Source organism: Chryseobacterium gambrini, from assembly GCF_900156825.1.
Lineage (GTDB): Bacteria > Bacteroidota > Bacteroidia > Flavobacteriales > Weeksellaceae > Chryseobacterium > Chryseobacterium gambrini.
Genome location: NZ_FTOV01000011.1, coordinates 1 through 23,786 on the forward strand (window position 1 = coordinate 1; position 23,786 = coordinate 23,786).

Sequence of the window (23,786 nt, forward strand, 5' to 3'; positions counted from 1 at the left end):
TTTTCCTGTTCTTTTATTTTAAACACTTGTTTACGAAAATCTAAACTATAACTCATACAGCTAAGATAAGACTTTTTATAATGAGTCCGCTATATTTCCTTAAATTCTTACTGCGTAAATAAAGATGAGATGGAAAATTTTGATGAATAAATGAAAAACGCCTTAAAAAGGCGATTTTTTTAACAGTCTTCATAAAAAGTATTTACTGCATAAGCTAATTCTCGGATAAATGCAGGACTGCCGTCTGGATTATCTGATTGAAAATAGGCGGTTACTTTTTCTCCACAAGAATTAGTAAAACTTACTCCCCACCATTTGATAATTAAAGCCAATGTTTCTTTTTGTTCTTTTGTAAGTTCGGTTACGTCAGTTTTCTTTGAAGTCTCAGTTTCTTTTTTTGCACCTGCTTTTACATCTTCTTTCGTAGTAGCAAAAGACAATGTAGAATACGCTAATGCACCTGCCAATAATAATTTTTTCATAGTTTGAAGTTTTTATTTAAAATGTTATGATTCAATCAAGAAATGTATTAATGCTTTTTATCCTGTCTGCCATTTTTTTTGTTTTATCAATTCCATTAGAATCTACAATTTTTAAATTTCCATTGTACATAGATGGATTTTCCTGATAATTCTTTCGGGCTTCCAAAAATTGTTTTTTAGATTTTGTTTTTATATCATCACCATAATGAAGGGGCTGAATTATTTCTTCGGATTTTTTTATTTCAACAGCGTATATCTCAATCGTTTTATTTTTATTAATAACCTCCAATATTAAACCAGATAAACCTTTAAACCGGAAAGGTCCTTCCTGAAAAGGAATTTCTTTTGTAAACCATGCAAAATAGGTATCTCCGGTATCAGTTACTGTTTTTGCCAATTGGCATTGAAATCCTTTAATTTTTTTAGTCTCATTTAATATTTCCCAATTTAGCTTAGGTTCTTCAAAAGTAAAAACGTATTTTCCTACAGGCAAAGAGGCGGTAATAGTATTGTTTGATCTGTATACACTTGCTACCGACTTTGGATATTTAGGAATTGCACCCACGCTAGTGCTAATGCTCTCTTTAGATGTTCCTTCATAAAATGCTTTTGCTTCTCTGTTAAAATAAACAGACTCTGTGCTATTACATAATAAGGTTGAATTGAAAATTTTAAAACTGTTTCTGTTTAAGCTATCAGAAACTAGTTTGGTCTCATAAATAATCTCCGTTACAGCCTTACTTTGAGCAGAGATATAAAAGAGATTAGAAATAAATATTCCACCAAAAAAAATCTTCTTCATTTTTATATTTTTTACAATTTTACAATATTTTTATTAATCACATTTATGTGAATCAATAATTCTTCAAATTATTTTTTTATGTTAAATAGAATCATTTTTAAGTATTAAAACAGGATAGAAATCATACAGGAAAAAATACCTGCAAACGTTTTTAAAGAGAAAATCTACAAATAGATGGAAACATCATTTATTTAGAAACAAAAAACCTTACTTCTGGAAGTAAGGGAAATATCTAATGACCGACATGTATTTATAACCAACCGCAAGATCAAGTTGTGGTTAGTTTAGTTATCGTTATAACATTTTAACGCTGTAAAAAGATATCTTCCACGTCCTTCATTCTCATCATCACAGATCGCGCGTAAGAACAGTGCGGATAGACTTTCCAGTTGTTTTCGCGGGCAAACTTTATGGCTTCTTCTACCAGATATTTTCCCATTCCGCGACCTTCAAATTCGGGGTGAACCAGAACGAAGGAAATAATGAATTTGCTGTCTTCGGGGAAAATAGTGTACGTTAATCTTCCGATTTCTTTTACTTCATTATTTAAAGTAATTACACCGCCGTTTCCCGATTTATTATTTTCAAATCTCATAACTTAAACTTTTATGAAGTGTAAAATACAAAAACTGCACCGCGAAAGGTTATTTGTATTTTGCGATTTCTGCTTTTAGTGTTTCAATCTCTGCTTCCAGTTTATCGATGTATTTCTTCTGAGATTCCCACAAAGAAAGCGGAATGTTGTAATTATTGGTATTTCCAATACCATTTCCGTTACCTGTAGAATTATCATTAAATATAAAAACTAAACTTTCTTCATTTTCAAAAATGTCTTCAATTGGAACGTCCAATACTTCTGCAATTTTCTGCCATTCCGGTAAAGAAATTTTTGCCGTTCCCTTCTCTCTTCGGTTGTAGTTGGAAACATCCATAGAAAGGATGTCTGCCATTCTTTCCTGGCTGAAGTTTCTTCTTTTGCGGGCTTCGATGAGTTTTGTTTTTTCCATTTCTGTAAAGTTTAGTGTAAAGATAAATTTTTTGCGAAAAATCGCAATAAAATCGCAAAAAGAAAATTATATTTTATTGTACTAAATTTTTATTTTTGATCTGTTTAACAAATGAAAAAAAAGCAGATGAAAAAATTATTTTTAATTGCAACCGTCTCTTTTGTAGGATTTTTAAGTGCAAAAGACACGGAGGAAAAGAAACCATCCAAGCAAACAGAAGAGACCAAAAATGAAAAATGTGAAAAGGAATCTACTCCGCAGCAGTATTGCCAATCTTATCTGATGGTAGTTTGGTGTAATTCTAGCGCAAATGCCGTAGATACGGTTTGTTATGAACTGGGCGATGCAGATTCCAAAGCACATGCCTATGCCTGTATGAGAGAAAACGGAGCTTTGTACAATGAATATGTTTGTGGTTCGCCTGATTATGGTGGTTAAAATTTTTAAATGATGTCTAAAAAGTTATATCTATTTTTCATATTATTTTGCAATAATTTTTTGTTTTCCCAAAAAGCGGACAGCTCTTATATTGAATGTAAATATTTAGTTACCTTTTTAATTGATACAGCCAATATTAAAACTCAGAAAAAAGAAATTGCATCTTTATTGATCGGCAGGAAATCGTCTATTTTCAAAAGCAATCAAAAAGCATTTGCAGATTCTTTAGGAATTAAAATGATTGAAAAAAGTATGAATAATCCTGTTGATGGACAGGTTGTAATCAATGCTTCTGCTCTTCCTTCGGCTAAATTTAAACCGGAAGTTTTTTATAGTGATGGAAAAGTAACCATTTATGATAATATATCAAGAGATGGATATCGCTATGATCTCAATAATAAAATAGAGTGGAAGCTGGAATCCGGATCGAAGATAATACAGGGCTATCAATGTAAAAAAGCTGTATGTAAATACAGAAAAAAAATTATGATAGCATGGTATACAGACGAAATTCCAATTCAGGAAGGACCTTACTCCTTTAAAGGATTACCAGGTTTAATTTTAGAAATATATGATGATAAAAATTATTTTAATTTTTCTTTAGTTGGCTTGAAAAACACTAAAAAACCTATCGGATCTTTACCCAATGGTATTGATACAACTTACGAGAAGTTCTACAAAAAAAGAAAAGAAAGAATGGATGATCCTTTAAGTTCATTTTTTGGAACTTTCGGAAAACTTCCGCCAAAAGGAAGCGAAGAAGCCATCATCAGGAATATTAGAAATATCAATAATTTTTTAGACTAAATTTAATTAAACAAAAGAGGGCTTTCTAAAATTTAGATGCCCTCTTATCATTTCACAAAGATTCACATTGTAAGATTTCTACAGTTTACAAAGCAAAATCTAATGAATATGGAACAGAATATCTTATTGAAATTCTGAATAATATTAACATTATAAAAAACTAAAATGCCGGAAAGATCAAATTTAAATTATTTCGCTTATCATTTCTTTTGGCTTCCTGTAACGGTGGAAGCATTGTATATTTCCATTCAGTATTTTGTGGTGTACCATCTTCTGAATTTTGGGAATTATGATATTCTTTTTACCATAACGTCCTGTTTACTTTTGTCGTTTGTAAATTTAGGTTTTGCTCTGATTGGTAAAGAAAGAAACCATTTTGTAAAAGATTTTTCAGAACACGTTATTATTTTATACCTCTCGTGTATGTTGTCTTTTTTCATTCATTTTTGCAGGTTCAATTTTGGAACGGTAAGGCGCTGCGCTTTATATATTGATATTTCTGAAGTGAAAAATATGCATGATGTGGCGATACTTTTTACATCCGTTATCAACATCATTTTTCTTTGCATCATCCGTAGATATGAACTCAAAATTAGAGTATTGCATTTTGTCCTGTTGATTTTGGCGATGGTTGCTCAGTTCTTTTACACGCGTAGTTTTAGAATGATATAAATAAGATTAATGCTAAATTTTATTTTTTTTTGAATACTTTTTGTTGATTGTAAATATCGATTCACTCAGAAAAGGCTTTGATTCTTGAAAAAGGTTTTTAAGTTTTTAGTTTTTTCAGAATCATCCGCAAAATCTGAGTGATTTTTTATACACCGCTCTGTCATTTCGACGCAGGAGAAATCTATCAAATATAATCTTAGAGATGCTTTCAGCATGACAAACTTTGCTCAGGATTATCTAAACGCAAAGTTTTTATTTTTAGAATGAATATTTTTAGGGTACAAAGTGAAGGCAGATTTCATCTGCTAAGAAGCGCGCTTCATCATCCGTCTGCGACGGAATATCTTTGCTTCTCTTTAATGAGGTGAAAACTTTTTCCTTTGCGTTTAGATTGCAGTTTTAAATCGAATCAATAAAAAATGTTTGTATAAGCATTTGATGGTTTTTACAGAATCATCTGCCAAATCTTTAAAATCTGCGGGAGCTTTCATAAACAGCTCTGTCATTTCGACGAAGGAGAAATCTATCAAATACAATCCTAAAGATGCTTTCAGCATGACAAATTTTGCTCCGGATTATCTAAACGCAAAGTTTTTGTTTTGAGAATGAAATATATTAAGGGAGCAAAGTGAAGGCAGATTTCATCTGCTAAGAAGCGCGCTTCATCATCCGTCTGCGACGGAATTTTAATGAGGTGAAAACTTTTTCCTTTGCGTTTAGATTGCAGTTTTAAATCAAATTAATAAAAAGCATAAGTTTTGATGGTTTTTACAGAATCATCTGCAAAATCCGCAAAATCTGCGAGAGTTTTATACATCTATTATGTCATTTCGACCAAGGAGAAATCTATTAAATATAATGGTAGAGATGCTTTTCAACATGACAAACTTTGCTCAGGATTATCTAAACGCAAAGTTTTTCTTTTGAGAATGAATATATTTAGGCAGCAAAGTGAAGGCAGATTTCATCTGCTAAGAAGCACGCTTCATCATCCGTCTGCGACGGAGTATCTTTGCACCACTTTAATAAGGTGAAAACTTTTTCCTTTGCGTTTAGATTGCAGTTTCTAAATCAAATTAATAAAAATTATTTGTCGAATTTTACAGCATCATCTGCAAAATCCGCAAAATCTGCGGGAGTTTTTATAAGCTGAGTTGTTTTTAAATATTTTAAAATCGTCTTTCTAACTGTCTTTCCCCGTATAATAATTGTAATCCTTAATAACAACCCCGATGAACTGTCTTTCAGTCATTTTGGTAGGATCTACTTCCAGCTTCAGAATTCCTTTAATTTTGTCGGAAAGTTTGCTGATGATTTGTCGGTCGTCCACTCGTAAAGCTTTCAGATAATTATCTTTAATGATTCTCATGTCATTATCGCTTAAAGCAATGACCTGCGGAAAAGTAGGAACATAATCTTCTTTAATGTTTTCCAGAATCGTATGCGAAATATTGATGTTATTTTTTAAAGAAATAACAGCGGTTCCCGATGCAATATCTCCCAAACGCTGGTTGTTTTTGGAAGCAATTGCAGAGATAAGACCGATAATAGAAATATCAATAATCCTGAAAACCCAGCGAATCATATAATCTCCGAATCCCGCCTGATAACCGTCGATTTTCACCACACGGATTTTCATGACTTTCTTTCCCGGAGTCTGCCCTTCCATCAGGCTTTCCAGAACAAGCGGATAAATCGCAGTCGGGAAAAGAAGAATGCTGTAAATAGCAATAATCGACCATTGATCCAGCCCGTCCATTACATATCCCAGATTCAGAATATTGAAAAAAAGATACAGAATAGCGATGGTGTACGCAATTTGAATAAGAAGATCGATAATATAAGCAAGAAGTCTTTCTCCAACACCCGCAATGTTGAAATTAATATTTACATTTTGTGAAGTATTTATCGCGATTTGAGACATTATTTTTATTATTTTAGCCTTACAATTATGAGAGAAGTTTATTTCATTAAACAAAATAAAGAAAAATGGTTGGGAATAGAACAGGTTATTCAGGGGAAAATTAAAAAAAATCCTGATGATCTCTCTTCGCTGTACATCAACCTCGTTAACGACCTTTCTTTTGCACAGACGTATTACCCGAAAAGTAATACCACGGTTTATCTTAACCATTTGTCTGCACAGATCTTCCAGAAAATTTATAAAACCAAAAGGGTAGAAGAAAACAGGTTTCTGCATTTCTTCAAAACCGAAGTTCCTTTGCTGGTGTACCAGTACAGAAGATATTTGGGATATGCTTTTCTGTTCTTTACATTATTTACCTTAATCGGTCTGCTTTCCGGAATTTACGATAAAGATTTCGCCAAGGTTATTCTGGGTGAAGAATATGTGAACCAGACGATTGAAAACATTAAGGCAGGAAATGCGGTAGGAGTTTACCAGAGCGGCTCTACATGGGGAAGTACGATCGGGATTATTTTCAACAATATAAAAGTAGGTGCAAGACTGTACATCTACGGAATTGCAGGCGGAGTAGGAACTTTGTGGGCTTTGCTGAACAACAGTGTGATGCTCGGTTCTTTCCAGTATTTCTTTTATGATTACGGCGCACTGAAAGACAGCGCAAGAGGAATCTGGCTTCACGGAGTTTTTGAAATCTTTGCTATGGTAGTGGAAGCCATGTGCGGTCTTATTCTGGGAGCCTCTATTTTATTTCCGAAAACACTGTCCAGATTTAATTCTTTCAAAAGCGGATTTAAAGATTCATTCAAAATATTCCTGAGTACCGTTCCTTTTACCATCTGTGCAGGAATTATTGAAGGATATGTAACAAGACACGCCCTGAAAATGCCTTTAATTTTAAATTTAATTATTATTTTCGGGTCTTTGGCAATCATCGGGTTTTATTACTGTATTTACCCATCTGTTGTCAGCAAAAAAATTAATAACCAGATTCAGGATGCAGTTTTATAAAAAAAGAGATTTCGGAAGTTTCATCAGCGATACTTTTGCTTTTTTCAAATTATACGGTAAGAATTATTTTAAAAATTTTATTCTGCTGAACGGCTTGCTGCTTATTTTAACCGTTGTTGTTATGGTGGTAGGATTTAGAGAATTCTTCGGTGCCATTTTCGGGTCTAATATGAGCGGACAAAGCTATTATTTTGAACAGTATTTTCAGGATAATTTAGGACTGATTATCATCGCGGGAATTGTGCTTTTTGTGCTTTCCACAGCTTTAATGACGGTTAATCTGCTTTTTCCTGTATTTTATGTAAAAAGAGCTGCGGAAGGGCAGAAAGAAATAAAAACAGACGATATCATCAGTGATTTTAAAGTGAATTCTAAAAAAGTTTTCATTGCCTATTTCGGGCTTACCTTTTTGGTAATGCCTGTTGCAACGGCTATTTTCGGATTCTCTTATCTGTTGGTGTTTTTTTTCATTGGAATTTTTCTGCTGCTTTTTATCCTTCCGAATTTATTCAGCATTATCACTTTTCTCTGCTACGATTATTTTAACGGAAATAAAGGTTTTTTCGAAAGTCTCAGTTATGCCGTAAGATCTCAGTTTTCTTATCCGAACGGAAGAGAAAAATCTCCCTACTGGAAATATTGGGGAGCAACCATTATTTTGGGACTGCTTTTTTATATTGTAAGCGGATTTTTATCCGGAGTTCCGATGGTTTTATACATTCTTAAACTTTCAACAACCGCTCCGGATGCGAATTTTGAACAGAATCCTTTCTCCGGAAATTTCGGAATTGTTATATTCTTTATCTACGGACTTTCAACATTGGTTTCAACCATATTAATGAATGTTCTGTATGTAAATTCAGGATTGATGTATTACGACAGCCGCACCGATCTTCATCAGAAAATGGAACTGGCAGAAATAGAAACAATAGGAAATAATGAATAGGCTTCTTCTTTTACTGCTTTTTTTCAGCTTCGGAACTGTTTTTTCTCAGCAGCAGGACGATCTGCCTCCTGAAGAAGCAGTTTTTCTGGACTCAATAGAAACGGGACATTACAGGAATATGTACCGTGCAGATTCTGTATTGTATAAAAATCCGGTAACGGAAAACACCGTTTATCCTAAAAAATTTAAAGACAACATTCCTTCAAGATACAAAGACAAAGACTTCGACTATACTACGGTAAAACCCAGAATGTCTTTCGGGCAGAAGCTGATGAAGAAGCTCGCAGAATTGTTAGACAGTATTTTCGGGGAAACCGTATTTACAAAATCCGGAAATTTCGCAGGGATTTTAGTGCGTCTTTTTGTAATTGTTCTTGTTGGTTTCCTGCTGTATTTCATCATTAAATATCTCATCGGGAACGGCGGAATTTCATTCTTCGGAAAGAAAAACCGGAAAGTGGATATCCGCGAAGAAGAGCTTCATGAAAATATTCATGAAATTAATTTTCCGGAAAGTATTCTGAAATTTGAAAAATCGGGCGATTTCCGTTCGGCAGTGCGTTATCAGTTTTTATTTGTCTTAAAAAAATTAAGCGATAAGAAACTCATCGTCTGGAATCCGGAAAAAACCAATAAAGATTATGCGGCAGAGCTGAAAGCACCGCACTTAAAAGAAAGTTTTTACGATCTTGCCTATATTTTCGATTATGTCTGGTACGGAGAATTCTCTATTGATGAAGAAAACTACCTGAAATTTAAAAACCAATATCAATCCTTTAAACCGTAATTAATTGTTATCATGAACAAAACTTTCAAAATATATGCTGTAATCTTCGTCGTAGTGATGATTATTCTGGCGTTGTTTGAAGTCAACAAAACAGAAAGTACGGATTGGAGGAAGAATTTCAAGACTTATCAGAAATCACCGTTCGGATTGTATGTTTTTAATAACGAGATCAAAGATCTTTTTAAGAATAAAGTTAAAAAAATAGATCAGACTCCTTACGATTATTATACCCAGAATAAAGAAAAAGGAAGTCATAATATCCTTGTCATCGAGCATGAAGTAGATACAGAATCGTGGAATAAAATTCTGGAAGAAGTTTCCAAAGGTTCCAACGCTATGTTGATTATCAGCGAAATGCCGAAAGAAATTTCCGACAGCATCGGTTATTATGATTCTATGATTTCTTTTCGGGACGAAAATGTTTTAAAACTTACCGACACGAAATACCAGAACGATTTCATTAAACTGGATAAGTTTCCATCCGGAAGAGGTTTTACTTTCATTAAACCGGGATCTGAAGTCTTAGGAAAGACAGTGGAAAAAAATAATGACGATCAGGCAAACTTTGTTAAAATAAAATTCGGGGAAGGTTACTTTTATGTCCATTGCGAACCGCTTTTTATTACCAATTACTATCTTTTGAAACCCGGCAATGTAAAATATGCACAGGACGTTTTTTCTTATCTGGATGATAAAGAAACATTGTGGTTTCTGGAAAGCAATTCGAAATCTTCCCAGTTTCTGCTGAGGTTTATCCTTTCAAACCCTGCTTTGAAATATGCTTGGTGGGTTCTTCTGGGCGGTCTGGCTTTGTTTATTTTCTTTAATGCCAAAAGAAAACAGCGCATTGTCCCTATTGTGGAACCGCTGAAAAATAACTCGGTAGATTTTGTGAAAAGTATCGGAAATCTTTATCTTCAGGAAGGCGATTTCCATGATATGATGTCGAAAAAAGCCCAGTACTTCCTGAACAAAGTAAGAATGGATCTCCTTATCGATACCCAGAAACTGGATGAAGAATTTGCAAAAAAACTCCATCTGAAAACCGGAAAACCAATGGAAATAATTGATGAAGCCATTGGGCTGATTAAAAAAGGACAAGATCCTTACGCGCACGTAATGAAGGAAGATCTTGTGAGAATGAATAAAATTTTGGATGAAATTATTTAAAAAAATGTAACAATCTGAAAATATAACAGTGTGGTAATTCTCAATGTAATTGGTAATTGGATACACTGTTCTATTGATAAATTATAGGATATGGAAAACTTTGAAAACCCAAATATAGAAAACGAATTTTCTATCAGCTTAGATAAAAAAGAAGATCAGTTTCAGTCGAGAATCGATATGATCGAGCTTCGTACAAGTCTTGAAAAAGTAAAAGCCGAAATTGCAAAAGTAATCGTCGGTCAGGAAAACATGGTGGAACATCTTTTGGCGGCACTTCTTTCGAACGGTCACGTTCTTATTGAAGGTGTTCCAGGAGTTGCCAAAACCATCACGGCAAAATTACTGGCAAAAACCATCGATGTAGGATTCAGCAGAATTCAGTTTACGCCCGATTTGATGCCTTCCGATATTTTGGGAACTTCCGTTTTCAGCGTAAAAAATTCTGAATTTGAATTTAAAAAAGGACCTATCTTTTCTAATTTCATCCTGATTGATGAGATCAACCGATCTCCGGCAAAAACTCAGGCGGCTTTGTTTGAAGTGATGGAAGAAAGGCAGATCACGATGGACGGAACCCGCTATCCGATGGAAGAACCTTTCCTTGTGGTGGCAACCCAGAACCCGATTGAGCATGAAGGAACATACAGACTTCCGGAAGCCCAGCTTGACCGTTTTCTGTTTAAAATAAATGTGGGTTATCCGAATCTGGAGCAGGAAATTGCCATCATCAGAAACCAGCACGAAAGCAAGCAGGAAGATAAAACGGAGGTTGTTAACAAAGTGATTACTGCCCAGCAACTGAAAAATTATCAGCATCTGGTAAAAGAAATCATCGTTGAATCTCAACTGATGGAGTACATCGCTAAAATTATCATCAACACCAGAGAAAACCAGTTCCTGTATTTAGGAGCTTCTCCGAGAGCGAGTCTGGCTTTGTTAACCGCATCAAAAGCATTTGCAGCTTTAAGAGGAAGAGATTTCGTAACGCCGGAAGACATTAAAGAAGCCAGTTATGCTGTTCTGAGACACAGAGTTATTGTATCGCCGGAAAGAGAGATGGAAGGTCTTACCGCGGATGAAATTATCAGGCAGATTTTAGAAGGAATAGAGATTCCAAGGTAGATTTAATTACATGAACTATGAAAATAAACATTATACTTCTTTCAGCTTTTCTGATTTTTGGAGTGAAATTAGCAGGACAGAAAAAGCTACCTGTTATAAAAGCTGTTTCCGAGAATGTGGATATTAAAGTGGATGGAAAAAGAATAAAAAATGCATGGACAATTGTACCTGAAGAAAAACTGGATGTTTATACGACTTCCGGAAAAAAAGTTACTTTTTACACAGATTCAGATTCCATTTCATATAATTTAAAACCGGGATCCATATTTGATTTTATCATTTTAAAAGGTAAAGATTCCGCCAGAACGCAGATTAAATATGAGCCTTCAAGACTGGATATTCTTAAAAATGCCGGAAAATATAATTTCTCTGATGATCGCTTTATTCCAAAATTTGCTTATCAGTCTCAGGATAATGCAGATTTAAAAAGAATCAGAAAAGATCTTAAATTGGATTCAATCGCAGGAAATGGAAGTGAGCTTTCGAAGATTTTTAATCTGATGCATTGGGTACATAATCTTGTAAGACATGATGGAAGCAGTAATAATCCAACGCTGAAAAATGCTATTGATCTTATCAGGGTTTGTAAAACAGAAAATCGTGGTGTAAATTGTAGAATGTTGGCAACAATTCTTAATGAATGTTATTTGTCATTGGGTATTAAATCGCGCTACATTACATGTATGCCAAAGGAAACTCAGTTTGATGACTGCCATGTAATTAATATGGTATATAGCAGCGAACTTAATAAATGGATCTGGATTGATCCTACTTTTGATGCATACGTTATGGACGATAAAGGAAATCTTTTGGGAATTCAGGAAGTCAGAGAAAGATTGGTCAAAGGATTACCATTGGTTTTGAATGCAGATGCAAACCGGAACAGGAATGTATTGCAGACAAAGGAAGAATATTTGGAAAATTATATGGCTAAAAATCTTTATCGTCTGGAAACTCCCGTTATAAGCCAATATGATTCTGAAACATGGAAGAATGGAAAAAGCATAGAATATGTAGAACTTCTTCCTTTGGATGGACTTGTTCAGGAACCACAAAAAAAAATGGTGAAAAATAATCAGACAGGGGTTACTTTTACCAACTATAAAACCAATAATCCTGATCTTTTCTGGACAAAGCCTTAATCGCTGATCTGGTAAAAAATGAAAAACTTATACCTCAATACACGCTTTTTCTTCACGCTCATCGGAGTGGGGATTCTGTATGTTTTCGCTTTTTTCTTTCCGTTACTCATGTGGGTAGCGCACATCGTTTTGCTTCTGGTTTTTTTGGCGGCAATGGTGGATTATCTTTTTGTTTTCAACAGGAAAGAAGGGATTTCTGCACAGAGAATATTGCCCGAAAAATTATCCAATGGTGATGAAAATCCTGTAAAAGTTGATATTAAAAATAACTATGCTTTCAAAATCAATGTGAAAGTAATTGACGAAATTCCGTTTCAGTTTCAGAAGAGAGATTTTTTAATCGAAAAACAGATAGAACCGGGAAGAAATACATTTTTTCAATATATTCTGGAGCCAAAGGAAAGAGGAGAGTACAATTTCGGAAGTTTAAATGTGTATGTTTCTTCACCTTTAGGTTTTGTCGCAAAACGGTTTAATTTTCAGAAAGATGCCAATTTACCGGCTTATCCGTCATTTATTCATCTAAGAAAATATGAACTGATGGCTTTGCAGAGTGAATTTCTGTTGGGCGGAATCAAGAAAATCCGAAAACTGGGACATACGATGGAGTTTGAGCAGATTAAAGAATATGTTCCGGGAGATGACATCAGAACGATCAACTGGAAAGCGACGTCCAAAACAAACCGATTGATGGTTAATCAGTTTCAGGACGAAAAATCGCAGCGTATTTTTATGCTGATTGATAAAGGACGAACGATGAAGATGCCCTTCAAAGGGCTGAGTCTTTTGGATTATTCCATTAATGCAACGATGGCTTTATCACATATCATTCTGAAAAAAGGCGACCGCGCCGGAATGATGACTTTTTCGAAAAAAACTGAAAATAAAATTGCGGCAGAAAATAAATCGGGACAGCTTAGAAAAATTTCGGAAGCGCTTTATAACATTAAAACGGATTTCTTTGAGAGTGATTTTAACAGATTATATCAGGATGTAAAATATTCGCTGAACCAGAGAAGTTTGATTCTTTTATTTACGAATTTTGAAACGTTGGATGGCTTAAACCGTCAGTTAAAATATCTTCGTGGAATCGCTAAAAACCATTTATTGGTTGTGGTTTTCTTCAAAAATTCAGAATTGCAGACGTTGATTCATAAAAATCCTGAAAGTATGCAGGAAGTGTATGACGAAATCATTGCAGAAAAATTTGAGTTTGAAAAGAAGCTGATCATTCAGGAACTCCGCAAATACGGAATTTACACAGTGTACACTTTACCGGAAAATCTGAATATTGATGTCATCAATAAATATCTGGAAATTAAAGCGAGAGGGATTTTGTAATTTTTAAACAGGGATTTCATTTCAAAATGAACCGCAAAATTTACAAATGATTTAAGCAAATTTATAAATGAGAAAAATTGCATTGTTCATCGTATGTCTCTGTTGTTTTTTATCCTGCGATAAGAAAATAAAACATGAGGATGATTTTGTAATTTTTAAAGTAAATCCTAAAATACAAAATGTCGCTTTCTACTGGAAAGATGATAACGGAACAATTCTTAAAAGCATTGCTCATTTAAAGAATAAAACAGAGCAGGAAAATAAAGAATTAATATTTGCCATGAACGGCGGAATGTTTGAACCCAATAACTTTCCCAAAGGATTGTATATTGAAAATTTTAAAATCCTAAATAAAACAGATACTTTATCCGGTAAAGGAAATTTTTATCTCCATCCTAACGGAATATTTTACCTCACGAAGAATAACGATGCTGAAATTGTTGAAACAAAAGCTTTCAGAAATAATTCTGAAATAAAATATGCAACACAATCCAGACCGATATTGCTGATTGATGGGAAAATAAATCCAATATTTAAAAAAGAGTCAAAGAACCTCAACATCAGAAACGGAGTCGGAATTCTAAAAGATGGAAATATAGTTTTTATAATGTCTAAAAAAGAGGTTAATTTTTATAATTTTGCTTCCGTATTTAAAGAATCAGGCTGCGTAAAAGCTTTGTACCTCGATGGCTTTGTTTCCAGAACCTATTGCCCCGAACAGAAATGGACGCAGGAAGACGGAAACTTCGGAGTCATGATCGGGGTTGCCACATCTAAAAAATAAATTTAAAAATGAAAATATCAATTAACCGAATCAACGACGATTTTTTATTTGAATGTACCAATTCTCAGGGAAATTCAATTCTTTTAGATAATACAACACAACCCGGAGCGAAAGGCGTTTCTCCTATGGAAAGCGTTCTGATGGCAGTTGCGGGATGCAGCGGAATAGACGTTGTTTCTATTCTGAAAAAACAGCGACAGGAAATCACAGATTTTAAAGCAGAAGTAGAAGGCGAAAGAATTCCTTTAGATGATGCAAAACCTTTCAAATCGATAAAAGTTAAATTTCTTCTGGAAGGAAATATTGATCCTAAAAAAGCGCAGAAAGCAGCTCAGTTGTCTTTCGAAAAATACTGCTCGGTTTCCAAAACACTGGAACCGAATGTAGAAATAGGCTATGAAGTATTTGTAAACGGAGAGATCGCAGAAGCGTAATCTTTACTTACAATATTAAAAACAAATCGCGGGCAGAAATTTATTTCTGCCCGCGATTTTCGTTGCCAATGGTTATTTATTTTTTCATGGTTTTCATACTTTTTACAGATCCGTCTTTCATGGTTAAACTCAGAATATACATTCCGGATTTTATTCCTCCAAGGAATAGGGATGAAGAAGGATTTTCAACAGTTTGTACCACCACTCCCGAAGCATCCGTAATTACTGCTTTTTTCAAATTTTCAGGTTTTTCAAGATAAAGAACGTCAGCAAAAGGATTCGGATAGGCAATTCTTTCTTTCTCTTTAGCAGTCACCTCACCGGTTGCCAAAACAACAGGCTGAACAGTTACGGTTACCGTAAAAGTTCCGTTATCCACTTTGTTGTAATCTACGCTGCAACCGGAGCCTCCGTAAGTTCTCCATGCTCGCAGATCAAAATTTACCGTTCCTGTTAAATTATTGGCAATGTTGAGTCCCGTTCTGTTATAAGAAAACGTTCCTCCGTTTGATCCTGATCCTGAACTTACAGATGATTCTGCTGTTCCGTTAGAAGAACATACCAATAAACTTTTCTGTTCAGACATCCATCCGTTGCTTGCCGTTGTCATCGTATAGCTCACATCTGTAGATACAACTTTGTACCCATTCGGAATATTGATAGATACACTTCCTGCACAGTTAGTTGTTGTTGTATTATCCGGTCCCCAGTTGAATTCCGTACTGATATCTCCGCCTGTGTAAGTCGCAGAAATTTGTCCCGGTGCAAACTGCTTCATTTTCCAGAATCCATATGATGAACCTCCGCAATATGATCTTACCCAGAAATAGTAGGTTTGTCCTGTTGATAAACTGTTCAGAGTAACTGAAGTTCCCGAAGGTACACTTCCTGTAGGTGTTGTACTGGCTGTTGGTGGGATAGAAGAAGTACTGTAGTAATATTGATATCCCGAAGACGGCGCACTGGAAGGAGCTGTCCAGCTTAACGTCGCTCCGTTCATGGTAGTAACCGCGGTAATGTTGGTAGGCGCTTCGCAGGGATTATAAGAATCTGCTGCAAAAGCAAAAATATTCGGAATACCTCCCGAACCGGATTTGGTTACCGTAACACTTTTAATGACTCTGGATAAATTTGTAGGATTTATTGATAAAGGAATCTGGTAAAGTCTGGGATCTGTTCCGGAACCGGATTCAAGATTGTTATTGCTGATGTTGATCCTTCCGATTCCCTGAATGGCAAAATTGCTCCCGTAATACCAGTCGGAAATATTGATGCCGGTAAACGTCTGAGAAGTATTGTCTGTAAAATTTACATCCACATCTACGGTACAGGATCCGCTTCCTCCTGTTGCCAACATATACAGGGTGTTTGCTGAAAGGGGGTTGGAAAATTGTAAAGTTCCGTTATCGCCACTGTTTTGCAGCCTTAAAACATTGTTTGAACTGTAAGATGCCAGTTGATAGGAAAGTCCCGGAGTCGAAGAAACTACAGAATTGATAATTCCATTCACAGGCAGTCCGTAAGTAAGTTGCGAACTTGAAGCCGTTAACTGAAAATCTCTTGAGACAAATGCGTAGCTTACGCCATCAACATCATTATTGGTGGAAGAAGCCGATGAACCCACACCGTTGGCGACTACATCTGCATTATATCCGCTCTGAATAAATAAAGGCTGATAATTCTGTGCTTTTAAATGGGTTGCGAATAACGATGAAACTAAAAAAGTTGCAATAGGTAGTAGTTTTACTTTCATGAAATAATTATTAGATTTTATTCTGCTAATATAGTTATTAGGTATTAAATTAATAATTATTTTTGCTTATAAATATTGATTTTTTATATAAAATGCATAAAAATTTATTTTGTACTAATGAGAAAATAGATTTTAGCTATTGTCTTTAAAAATATCAATTGATGATATTTATGTTATGCGATGAATAATAAAAAAAGGATATCTCAAAACTGAAATACCCTTTTTAAAATTTATATCTAAATAATATTAAATCAATAATCTTGGCTTCAAAAGCTTGGCAACCGTAGCTGTCCATCCCGTCTGGTGAGAAGCTCCTACGCCGCGTCCGTTATCACCGTGAAAATATTCGAAAAAGGTAATGTAATCTTTAAAATTTTCATCGTAGTTAAATTTAGCATTTCCTCCGTTGAAAGCACGTTCTCCATTCTCGTCTTTTAGGAAAATAGAACAAAGTCTGTTGCTGATATCGTGAGCGACTTCATCCAGATTTTTCTTCTCACCGCTTCCGGTCGGCAATTCCACTTTCATGCTGTTTCCGTAATAGAAATGGAATCTCTGCAAACTTTCTACAATCAGGAAATTGATCGGGAACCAGATCGGACCGCGCCAGTTGCTGTTCCCCCCGAACATTCGGCTGTCACTTTCTGCAGGCGTATAATAAACTACATTTTCAGTGCTGTGAACAGAAAATTTGAACGGTTTTTCTTCATATACCTTAGACATTGCCCGAATTCCGTATTGGCTTAAAAATTCTTTCTCATCAAGCATTCTGGTCAAAACTTTTGTCAGACGGTTTTTCCTCAGAATACTCATCAGATGCTTTCTTCCATGCCCTTCCTCTTCCCAGTGCGAAACAAGTTTCGTGAGTTCAGGTTTGTTTTTCAGAATCCAATCCATTCTGGTGGTAAAGTTTGGCATTTTATCCAACAGATGATGATCTATGATTTCCACGGCAAACATAGGAATCAATCCTACAATACTTCTCAGCTTCAGGGAAACACTGTCGCCGTTCCCGAGCTGAAGCACATCGTAGAAAAAGCCGTCTTCTTCGTTCCAGAGTCCTTTTGTGCCTTCACCCAGATTTTCCATGGCTTCAGCGATATAAAGGTAATGCTCAAAAAATTTAATCGCCATATCTTCATACACCTGATAATACTGAGCCAGTTCCATGGCAATTCGCATCATATTCAGAGCGTACATTGCCATCCAGCTCGTTCCGTCGGCCTGCTCCAGATGCTGTCCGTCTTTTAACACCATATTCCGGTCAAAAGCCCCGATATTATCAAGCCCGAGAAAACCTCCCCCGAAAATATTCTTTCCGTTTTTATCTTTTCGGTTTACCCACCAGGTGAAATTCAGCAGTAATTTCTGAAAAACCTTTTCTAAAAATAAAAGATCAGGTTTGCCGTTTTGCTTTTCATCAATTTTAAATACTCGGAAGCACGACCACGCATGAACGGGCGGGTTTACATCGCTCAGATTCCATTCGTAGGCAGGAAGCTGTCCGTTCGGATGCATATACCATTCTTTTGTTAATAAAAGAAGCTGCCCTTTCGCAAATTCCGCATCAATAATCGCAAACGGAACACAATGGAAGGCAAGATCCCAAGTTGCATACCAGGGATATTCCCATTTATCAGGCATCGAGATGATGTCTTTATTGTGCATATGATTCCACTCTGTATTTCGTACATAATGGTTAAAATTTCTTGGAGCTTCAAAATTCGGATCGCCTTTCAGCCATTTTCCGACATTATAGTGATAAAACTGCTTGTTCCAGAGAAGTCCCGCAAAAGCCTGTCTTTGCACGTTTTTTTCATCGTCATCAGAAACATCATTCTGAATTTCGGCATAAAATTCATCCGCTTCAGCAACTCTGCTGCTAAAGATCTCATCAAATTCATAAAACGGATTCTCCAGTTCATTGGGAGACAATCTGAAATCAAACGTTTTCGATTGTCCGGCTTCAATAACTTCGTCAATTAAAAAAGAAGCTTTTGTTCCTCTCTTTTCAGGATTCACGGTGTTGCTTCCGTAAGTAATATAATCGTTGATGCCATCCTTGTAATAAGTATTTCCCGGATAGGGTGTTCCATATAATTTCGGACTGTTGGTTTCATTATCACAGAAAACACTTTCCGCAGAAATATTTCTTGAATAAAACTTTTTTATCGGGACACTGTCGTGGTTGATGGTGATGCAGCCTTCATGAGAAGCATTGATTTGTCCTTTATACGTATTGTAACCCCATTTCCAGTTATTTCTGAACCACACCGTGGGAGCCACTACAATCGGAGCCACTATATTGCTTCTGTTGCAGACCGTTACTCTTACTAAAATATCGTTGTATTCTGCTTTAGCGTACTCTATAAAAATATCAAAATATTCATCCTGATCAAAAATTCCGGTGTCGAAAATTTCATATTCCGCTTCCTTTTTACTTCTTTTTCCATTTTCAGAAAGCAGTTCATCATACGGAAACGCATTAATCGGATATTTGTACACCATTTTCATATAGCTGTGAGTAGGTGTATTATCCAGATAATAAAATAGTTCTTTAATGTCTTCTCCGTGATTTCCCTGTGGATTGCTCAGTCCAAAAAAGCGCTCTTTCACCATCTTATCTTTTTTGTTCCAGAACGAAAGCGCAAAACAGAAAAGCTGCTTTGCATCAGAAATTCCCGCTATCCCTTCCTCTCCCCAACGGTAGGCATAGCTTTCTGCGTTATTGTGATTGGCGAAATTCCATGCATCGCCGTTTGGGCTGTAGTCTTCGCGTACATTTCCCCATTGCCGGTTACTCACGTAAGGTCCCCAGTTTTTCCAGTTTGTGTCTTGTAATCTTTGTTTTTCAGCAATCATATCTCATCATTTTCATTACGAAGTTAGTTTTTTTGCGAAAAAATTCCAACTCATGAAATTTGAATTATTATTAATATTTCCCTGAAAGCCTTCTGTTTATCGAGGTTTGTAAGATTAAATTAAATTTTTATAAATATTTAAAAGAAAAGTTTTATCTTTGCACCATTCGTTCATTCAAATATTGAAAATGTTATCAAGAAAGGTTGAGGGATTAGACCCTATGAAACCTTAGCAACCCTTTGCGCAAGCAATGAAGGTGCTACGTTCTACCAGAATTATTTTGGACAGATAACTCACTGAAGTTCTTTCAGCCATTTCCTGTGGCATTTTCAATTGTATTAAAATAATAGAATTGAAAACAGAACTTAAACATATTAATTTTTCGTATCGTACCTATTCCCAAAAGGAATACAATATCCCGTTGAGCTATCAGCTTTTCGGGAAAGACCTGTTTTCTGCCCCGATCATTTTAGTGAATCATGCTTTAACCGGAAATTCCAATGTTTCCGGAGAAAAAGGATGGTGGAAACAACTGGTTGGAGAACATCAGGTAATCGATACCGACCAATATACAGTTCTGTGCTTCAATATTCCCGGAAACGGATTTGATGATTTTTTTATTGATGAATGTGAAGATTTCACGCCTTCAGATATAGCAAACATATTTTTGAAAGGTCTTGAAATTTTAAATATCAAAAGTTTACACGCCATTATTGGAGGTTCTTTAGGAGGCGGAATCGGTTGGGAAATGCTGGTAAAAAAGCCACATCTTGCCGAAATTTTCATCCCGGTAGCCTGCGATTTTAAAACCCACGACTGGCTTCATGCACAGTGTCTGGTTCAGAAATTCTTGTTAAACCAAAACGATGAACCTTTACAGAAAGCCAGAATTCATGCAATGTTGTGTTACAGGACTCCTGAATCGTTAAATAGCAGATTTCAAAACAGATACAGTGAAGAAAAGCAGAGATTAGAGTCGGAAGACTGGCTTGTTTATCACGGAAAAGCTTTAAACGAAAGATTTAGTTTAAAATCATATAAGCTCATGAATCATTTGCTGATGAACATCAATACCAATGAAGAACATTTGGAAAAAATTCAGGCGCGAATGCACATGATCTCTGTAGATACAGATTTATTTTTCCCTGCTTCAGAAATCCGAATGTGTTTTGAAAAGCTGAAAGAGAAAAACAAAGATGTTTTCTATCACGAGATCACCTCAGTTCATGGGCACGATGCCTTCTTAATGGAATATAAACAATTAAATACGATCATTAAAAATATTTTGAAAAATGAGTAAGATTAATGCTAAAGAAATAAAATTTTTAAAAAACAGATCCATCATCAAATTTGAAGGAGAAGATTTCTTGGGTGAAATCGGGATTGACGGACGAATTTTTAAAGCGCTTACTTTGGCGCGAATCAGTGTGGGAGTAATTTCCCAGCAGGCAATTGAAAACGGAATCTCCATTTTAGTTCATGAAAACGATTCCGAAAAAGCAGTCAATTGTCTGATTGACGAATTTGAACCAGAAAGAAAATCGGGGAAAGTTTCCCAGATTTACAGCATCAATAATGTGTCGGTGTTAGGATTTGTTGCAGAGGACTTCAACAAAGTATTGGCGGAACTCGCAAGAAATAATGTCTTTCCATTGCTTTTGAACCAGATTGCAGCCGAAAAACGTGTAAATATCGTTGTGACATCTTCACAGGACGAAAAAGCAAAAAATATCATCGAATCTGAAATTTCCAAAAAACCGAAAACCGTTCATCTGGCAATCATCGGTCACGGAAACGTAGGGAAAACCTTAATACAGCAGGTTTTGGAATCTTCGGAAGAAATTAAAAGACGAAAAAAAATAGACCTGAAAGTTGTTGCAGTCGCCAATTCCAGGAAAATAGCATTCAACAAAAAAGGATTCGACAGCAATTGGAATGATGAGGTTTTAACGGCAGAAAAACCTTCCGATGTTCAGGAGCTGATTAATTTCTCCAAAGAAAATCAGCTTGAAAATTTAATCGTTGTGGATAACACCGCAAGCAAAGACTTCGTAAAAAATTACCACACTTTGGCAGAAAACGGCTTCGATCTCGTTTCTTCCAACAAAATTTTCAACACCCTTCCCATTTCAGAATACCGTCAACTAAGATATACGTTGAACAAAAACAACAGACGATATCTCTACGAAACCAATGTGGGAGCAGGTTTACCATTGATCGACACCATTAAACTTCTACATCTTTCAGGAGAAAATATTACCAGAATTAAAGGCGTTTTCTCGGGAACATTAAGCTATGTTTTCAATAATTTTTCTTTAAGAGACGATAAGTTTTCCACCATCATCAATGAAGCGTTTGAAAAAGGATATACAGAACCCGATCCGAGAGAAGACCTGTCAGGAAACGATGTGGCAAGAAAATTATTGATTCTGGCGAGAGAATTAGACCTAATCAACGAATTTGAAGATATTAAAATTCAGAATCTGGTGCCGGAAAATCTGCTTTCTGTTTCCAAATCAGAATTCCTTTCAAGACTGGACGAATTAGATGCGGAATATCAGAAAATCAAAGAAAATCAGGAAGAAGGACACGTTTTAAGATATGTGGGAGATCTTCACGGAGATTTGCAGAAAGAAAAAGGAGAACTCGATGTGAAATTAATTTCCGTTCCGGCAACTTCCGCGTTAGGACAACTGAAAGGCTCAGATTCAATCTTCGAAATCTACACTGAAAGTTACGGTGAAAACCCAATTGTCATCATGGGAGCCGGAGCCGGCGCAATAGTTACGGCAAGAGGTGTATTCGGAGACATTTTAAGAGTAAGTGAAACGAAATAGAAGAACCTATGAACCCGAAGGGTTCAATATTAATAGCCGTAGGTAGAACCTATGGAACGAAATAAAACAGCGTTTAAACCCGAAGGGTTCAATATTAATAGCCGTAGGTGAAAACCTATGGAAAAAATAAAACATTAATAGCCGTAGGTAAAATCTATGGAACTATGGAACGAAATAATAATATAACAATTTAATAATGTAGCAGTTACCAATATTCATTACAATTGTCATGCTGAGCTTGTCGAAGCACCTTATTGTTACATTGCTAAACCGATACATTGTTACATTTTAAACTATATGGAAAACGAAAATTTTGAAACCTTTGCCATAAGAACCCAGACTGAAAGAACCCAGTTTGATGAACATTCCACGCCTTTGTATCTCACATCCAGCTTTATTTTTCAGGATGCGGAAGACATGAGAGCGAGCTTTGCGGAAGAAAAACCAAAAAATTTATACAGCCGTTTTTCAAATCCGAACGTAACAGAATTTACCGATAAAATTGCCAAAATGGAAGGCGCAGAAGCAGGGTATGCTTTTGCCACAGGAATGGCAGCGATTTACTCCACATTTGCGACTTTGTTAAATGCCGGAGATCATATTGTAAGCTGTCAGTCGGTTTTCGGTTCTACTCATACCTTATTCACAAAATATTTCCCGAAATGGAATATTGAAACAACCTATTTTAAAGCAGAAGACGCCGAGAATGTTGAACAATATATTCAGCCCAATACAAAAATTCTGTATCTGGAAACACCTACCAATCCTGCGATTGAGGTTTTGGATTTAGAGTTTTTCGGACAGATTGCGAAGAAACACAACTTAATTTTTATTGTGGATAACTGCTTTGCGACACCTTATCTGCAACAACCGATAAAATACGGAGCAGACATCGTTGTGCATTCCGCAACCAAGTTAATTGACGGACAAGGTCGTGTTTTAGGAGGAGTAGCGGTTGGAAGAGAAGATCTGATTCGTGAAATCTATCTTTTCGCCAGAAATACAGGTCCTGCCATGTCGCCTTTCAACGCCTGGGTTTTGTCTAAAAGTCTCGAAACACTGGCAATTCGTGTAGAAAAACATTGCGAGAACGCTTTAAAAGTAGCTGAGTTTCTTGAAAATCATCCAAATGTAGAACTGGTAAAATATCCGTTCTTAAAATCTCATCCAAGCTATGAAATTGCAAAAAAACAGATGAAATTAGGCGGAAACATCGTTGCCTTCGAAATCAAAGGCGGAATTGAAGGGGGGAGAAACTTTTTAGATAAAATAAAAATGTGTTCCCTTTCCGCAAACTTAGGCGATACGAGAACCATTGTAACACATCCTGCTTCTACAACGCACTCTAAACTATCAGACGAAGAAAGAAATGAAGTCGGAATTACTGCAGGTCTGGTTCGTTGTTCAGTAGGTCTGGAAAATGTGGAAGATATCATTGCAGATTTAAGACAGGCATTGGATTAAT

The 23,786-nt window shown here is 35.8% G+C and carries 22 protein-coding genes and 1 riboswitch; of the genes, 15 read left to right on the forward strand and 7 right to left on the reverse strand.

Annotated elements, in window-relative coordinates; all coding sequences use genetic code 11:
• Positions 1-179: 179 nt before the first annotated feature.
• From BW951_RS16750 to BW951_RS16765, 4 genes are all read right to left on the reverse strand, one after another.
• On the reverse strand, positions 180-482 hold the full coding sequence (locus tag BW951_RS16750) for a hypothetical protein (protein ID WP_076394994.1): 303 nt from the start codon (positions 480-482) through the stop codon (positions 180-182).
• A gap of 31 nt (positions 483-513) precedes the next feature.
• Positions 514-1,284, reverse strand: a complete 771-nt coding sequence (locus BW951_RS16755) for a GLPGLI family protein (RefSeq protein ID WP_084196474.1) — start codon at positions 1,282-1,284, stop codon at positions 514-516.
• 304 nt (positions 1,285-1,588) lie between these two features.
• Positions 1,589-1,879 carry a GNAT family N-acetyltransferase gene (locus BW951_RS16760; RefSeq protein WP_076394996.1) on the reverse strand — a complete coding sequence of 97 codons (291 nt, stop codon included), beginning with the start codon at positions 1,877-1,879 and terminating at the stop codon, positions 1,589-1,591.
• A gap of 49 nt (positions 1,880-1,928) precedes the next feature.
• Positions 1,929-2,291 (reverse strand): helix-turn-helix transcriptional regulator, encoded by a 363-nt coding sequence (locus BW951_RS16765; RefSeq protein ID WP_076394997.1) that lies wholly within the window; start codon positions 2,289-2,291, stop codon positions 1,929-1,931.
• Positions 2,292-2,417: 126 nt separating this feature from the next.
• Between BW951_RS16765 and BW951_RS16770 the strand changes: the two genes are divergently transcribed.
• The 3 genes from BW951_RS16770 to BW951_RS16780 all read left to right on the forward strand — a co-directional run bounded on the left by BW951_RS16770 (position 2,418) and on the right by BW951_RS16780 (position 4,208).
• On the forward strand, positions 2,418-2,729 hold the full coding sequence (locus BW951_RS16770) for a hypothetical protein (RefSeq protein ID WP_139326196.1): 312 nt from the start codon (positions 2,418-2,420) through the stop codon (positions 2,727-2,729).
• A 12-nt stretch (positions 2,730-2,741) separates the two neighbouring features.
• A complete protein-coding gene (locus BW951_RS16775) occupies positions 2,742-3,536 on the forward strand; it encodes a GLPGLI family protein (protein ID WP_175608840.1) in 795 nt (264 codons plus the stop codon).
• A gap of 165 nt (positions 3,537-3,701) precedes the next feature.
• A complete protein-coding gene (locus tag BW951_RS16780) occupies positions 3,702-4,208 on the forward strand; it encodes a hypothetical protein (protein ID WP_076395003.1) in 507 nt (168 codons plus the stop codon).
• A gap of 1,183 nt (positions 4,209-5,391) precedes the next feature.
• On the opposite strand, the gene BW951_RS16785 is transcribed toward BW951_RS16780, so the two are convergent.
• Complete coding sequence (locus BW951_RS16785) at positions 5,392-6,132, reverse strand: RDD family protein (RefSeq protein WP_076395004.1); 741 nt, start codon at positions 6,130-6,132, stop codon at positions 5,392-5,394.
• A 27-nt stretch (positions 6,133-6,159) separates the two neighbouring features.
• Here BW951_RS16785 and BW951_RS16790 point away from each other — a divergent pair, with 27 nt between their 5' ends.
• From BW951_RS16790 to BW951_RS16830, 9 genes are all read left to right on the forward strand, one after another.
• The gene (locus BW951_RS16790; protein WP_076395006.1) at positions 6,160-7,143 is read left to right on the forward strand and encodes a stage II sporulation protein M; all 984 of its coding nucleotides are present in this window, start codon (positions 6,160-6,162) and stop codon (positions 7,141-7,143) included.
• Complete coding sequence (locus tag BW951_RS16795; RefSeq protein WP_076395008.1) at positions 7,130-8,089, forward strand: DUF4013 domain-containing protein; 960 nt, start codon at positions 7,130-7,132, stop codon at positions 8,087-8,089. The genes BW951_RS16790 and BW951_RS16795 overlap by 14 nt, the downstream gene beginning before the upstream one ends.
• Positions 8,082-8,876 (forward strand): DUF4129 domain-containing protein, encoded by a 795-nt coding sequence (locus BW951_RS16800; RefSeq protein ID WP_084196475.1) that lies wholly within the window; start codon positions 8,082-8,084, stop codon positions 8,874-8,876. Before BW951_RS16795 ends, BW951_RS16800 begins: the two co-directional genes overlap by 8 nt.
• 12 nt (positions 8,877-8,888) lie before the next feature.
• On the forward strand, positions 8,889-10,046 hold the full coding sequence (locus BW951_RS16805; RefSeq protein WP_076395012.1) for a hypothetical protein: 1,158 nt from the start codon (positions 8,889-8,891) through the stop codon (positions 10,044-10,046).
• Positions 10,047-10,136: 90 nt separating this feature from the next.
• Entirely contained in the window at positions 10,137-11,168 is a 1,032-nt protein-coding gene (locus tag BW951_RS16810) for an AAA family ATPase (RefSeq protein WP_076395014.1), read from the forward strand.
• Positions 11,169-11,185: 17 nt separating this feature from the next.
• Positions 11,186-12,310 (forward strand): transglutaminase domain-containing protein, encoded by a 1,125-nt coding sequence (locus BW951_RS16815; protein ID WP_076395016.1) that lies wholly within the window; start codon positions 11,186-11,188, stop codon positions 12,308-12,310.
• Between the two features lie 18 nt (positions 12,311-12,328).
• Positions 12,329-13,651 carry a DUF58 domain-containing protein gene (locus tag BW951_RS16820; protein WP_076395018.1) on the forward strand — a complete coding sequence of 441 codons (1,323 nt, stop codon included), beginning with the start codon at positions 12,329-12,331 and terminating at the stop codon, positions 13,649-13,651.
• A gap of 67 nt (positions 13,652-13,718) precedes the next feature.
• Positions 13,719-14,435, forward strand: coding sequence for a phosphodiester glycosidase family protein (locus BW951_RS16825; RefSeq protein WP_076395020.1), 717 nt, complete (start codon positions 13,719-13,721; stop codon positions 14,433-14,435).
• 8 nt (positions 14,436-14,443) lie between these two features.
• On the forward strand, positions 14,444-14,869 hold the full coding sequence (locus tag BW951_RS16830; protein WP_076395022.1) for an OsmC family protein: 426 nt from the start codon (positions 14,444-14,446) through the stop codon (positions 14,867-14,869).
• 76 nt (positions 14,870-14,945) lie between these two features.
• Here the strand turns inward: BW951_RS16830 and BW951_RS16835 are convergent, their stop codons facing one another.
• Positions 14,946-16,622: a T9SS type A sorting domain-containing protein gene (locus tag BW951_RS16835; protein ID WP_076395024.1), complete on the reverse strand. Its 1,677-nt coding sequence runs from the start codon at positions 16,620-16,622 to the stop codon at positions 14,946-14,948.
• 246 nt (positions 16,623-16,868) lie between these two features.
• On the reverse strand, positions 16,869-19,484 hold the full coding sequence (locus tag BW951_RS16840) for an MGH1-like glycoside hydrolase domain-containing protein (protein WP_076395026.1): 2,616 nt from the start codon (positions 19,482-19,484) through the stop codon (positions 16,869-16,871).
• A gap of 187 nt (positions 19,485-19,671) precedes the next feature.
• A riboswitch (SAM riboswitch) is annotated at positions 19,672-19,779 on the forward strand.
• A 57-nt stretch (positions 19,780-19,836) separates the two neighbouring features.
• Here BW951_RS16840 and BW951_RS23275 point away from each other — a divergent pair.
• The 3 genes from BW951_RS23275 to BW951_RS16855 all read left to right on the forward strand — a co-directional run bounded on the left by BW951_RS23275 (position 19,837) and on the right by BW951_RS16855 (position 23,785).
• Positions 19,837-20,784, forward strand: a complete 948-nt coding sequence (locus BW951_RS23275) for an alpha/beta fold hydrolase (RefSeq protein WP_076395028.1) — start codon at positions 19,837-19,839, stop codon at positions 20,782-20,784.
• Entirely contained in the window at positions 20,777-22,321 is a 1,545-nt protein-coding gene (locus tag BW951_RS23280) for an ACT domain-containing protein (RefSeq protein WP_076395030.1), read from the forward strand. The genes BW951_RS23275 and BW951_RS23280 overlap by 8 nt, the downstream gene beginning before the upstream one ends.
• Before the next feature lie 297 nt (positions 22,322-22,618).
• Positions 22,619-23,785, forward strand: coding sequence for an O-succinylhomoserine sulfhydrylase (locus tag BW951_RS16855; protein ID WP_076395032.1), 1,167 nt, complete (start codon positions 22,619-22,621; stop codon positions 23,783-23,785).
• Position 23,786: the final 1 nt, after the last annotated feature.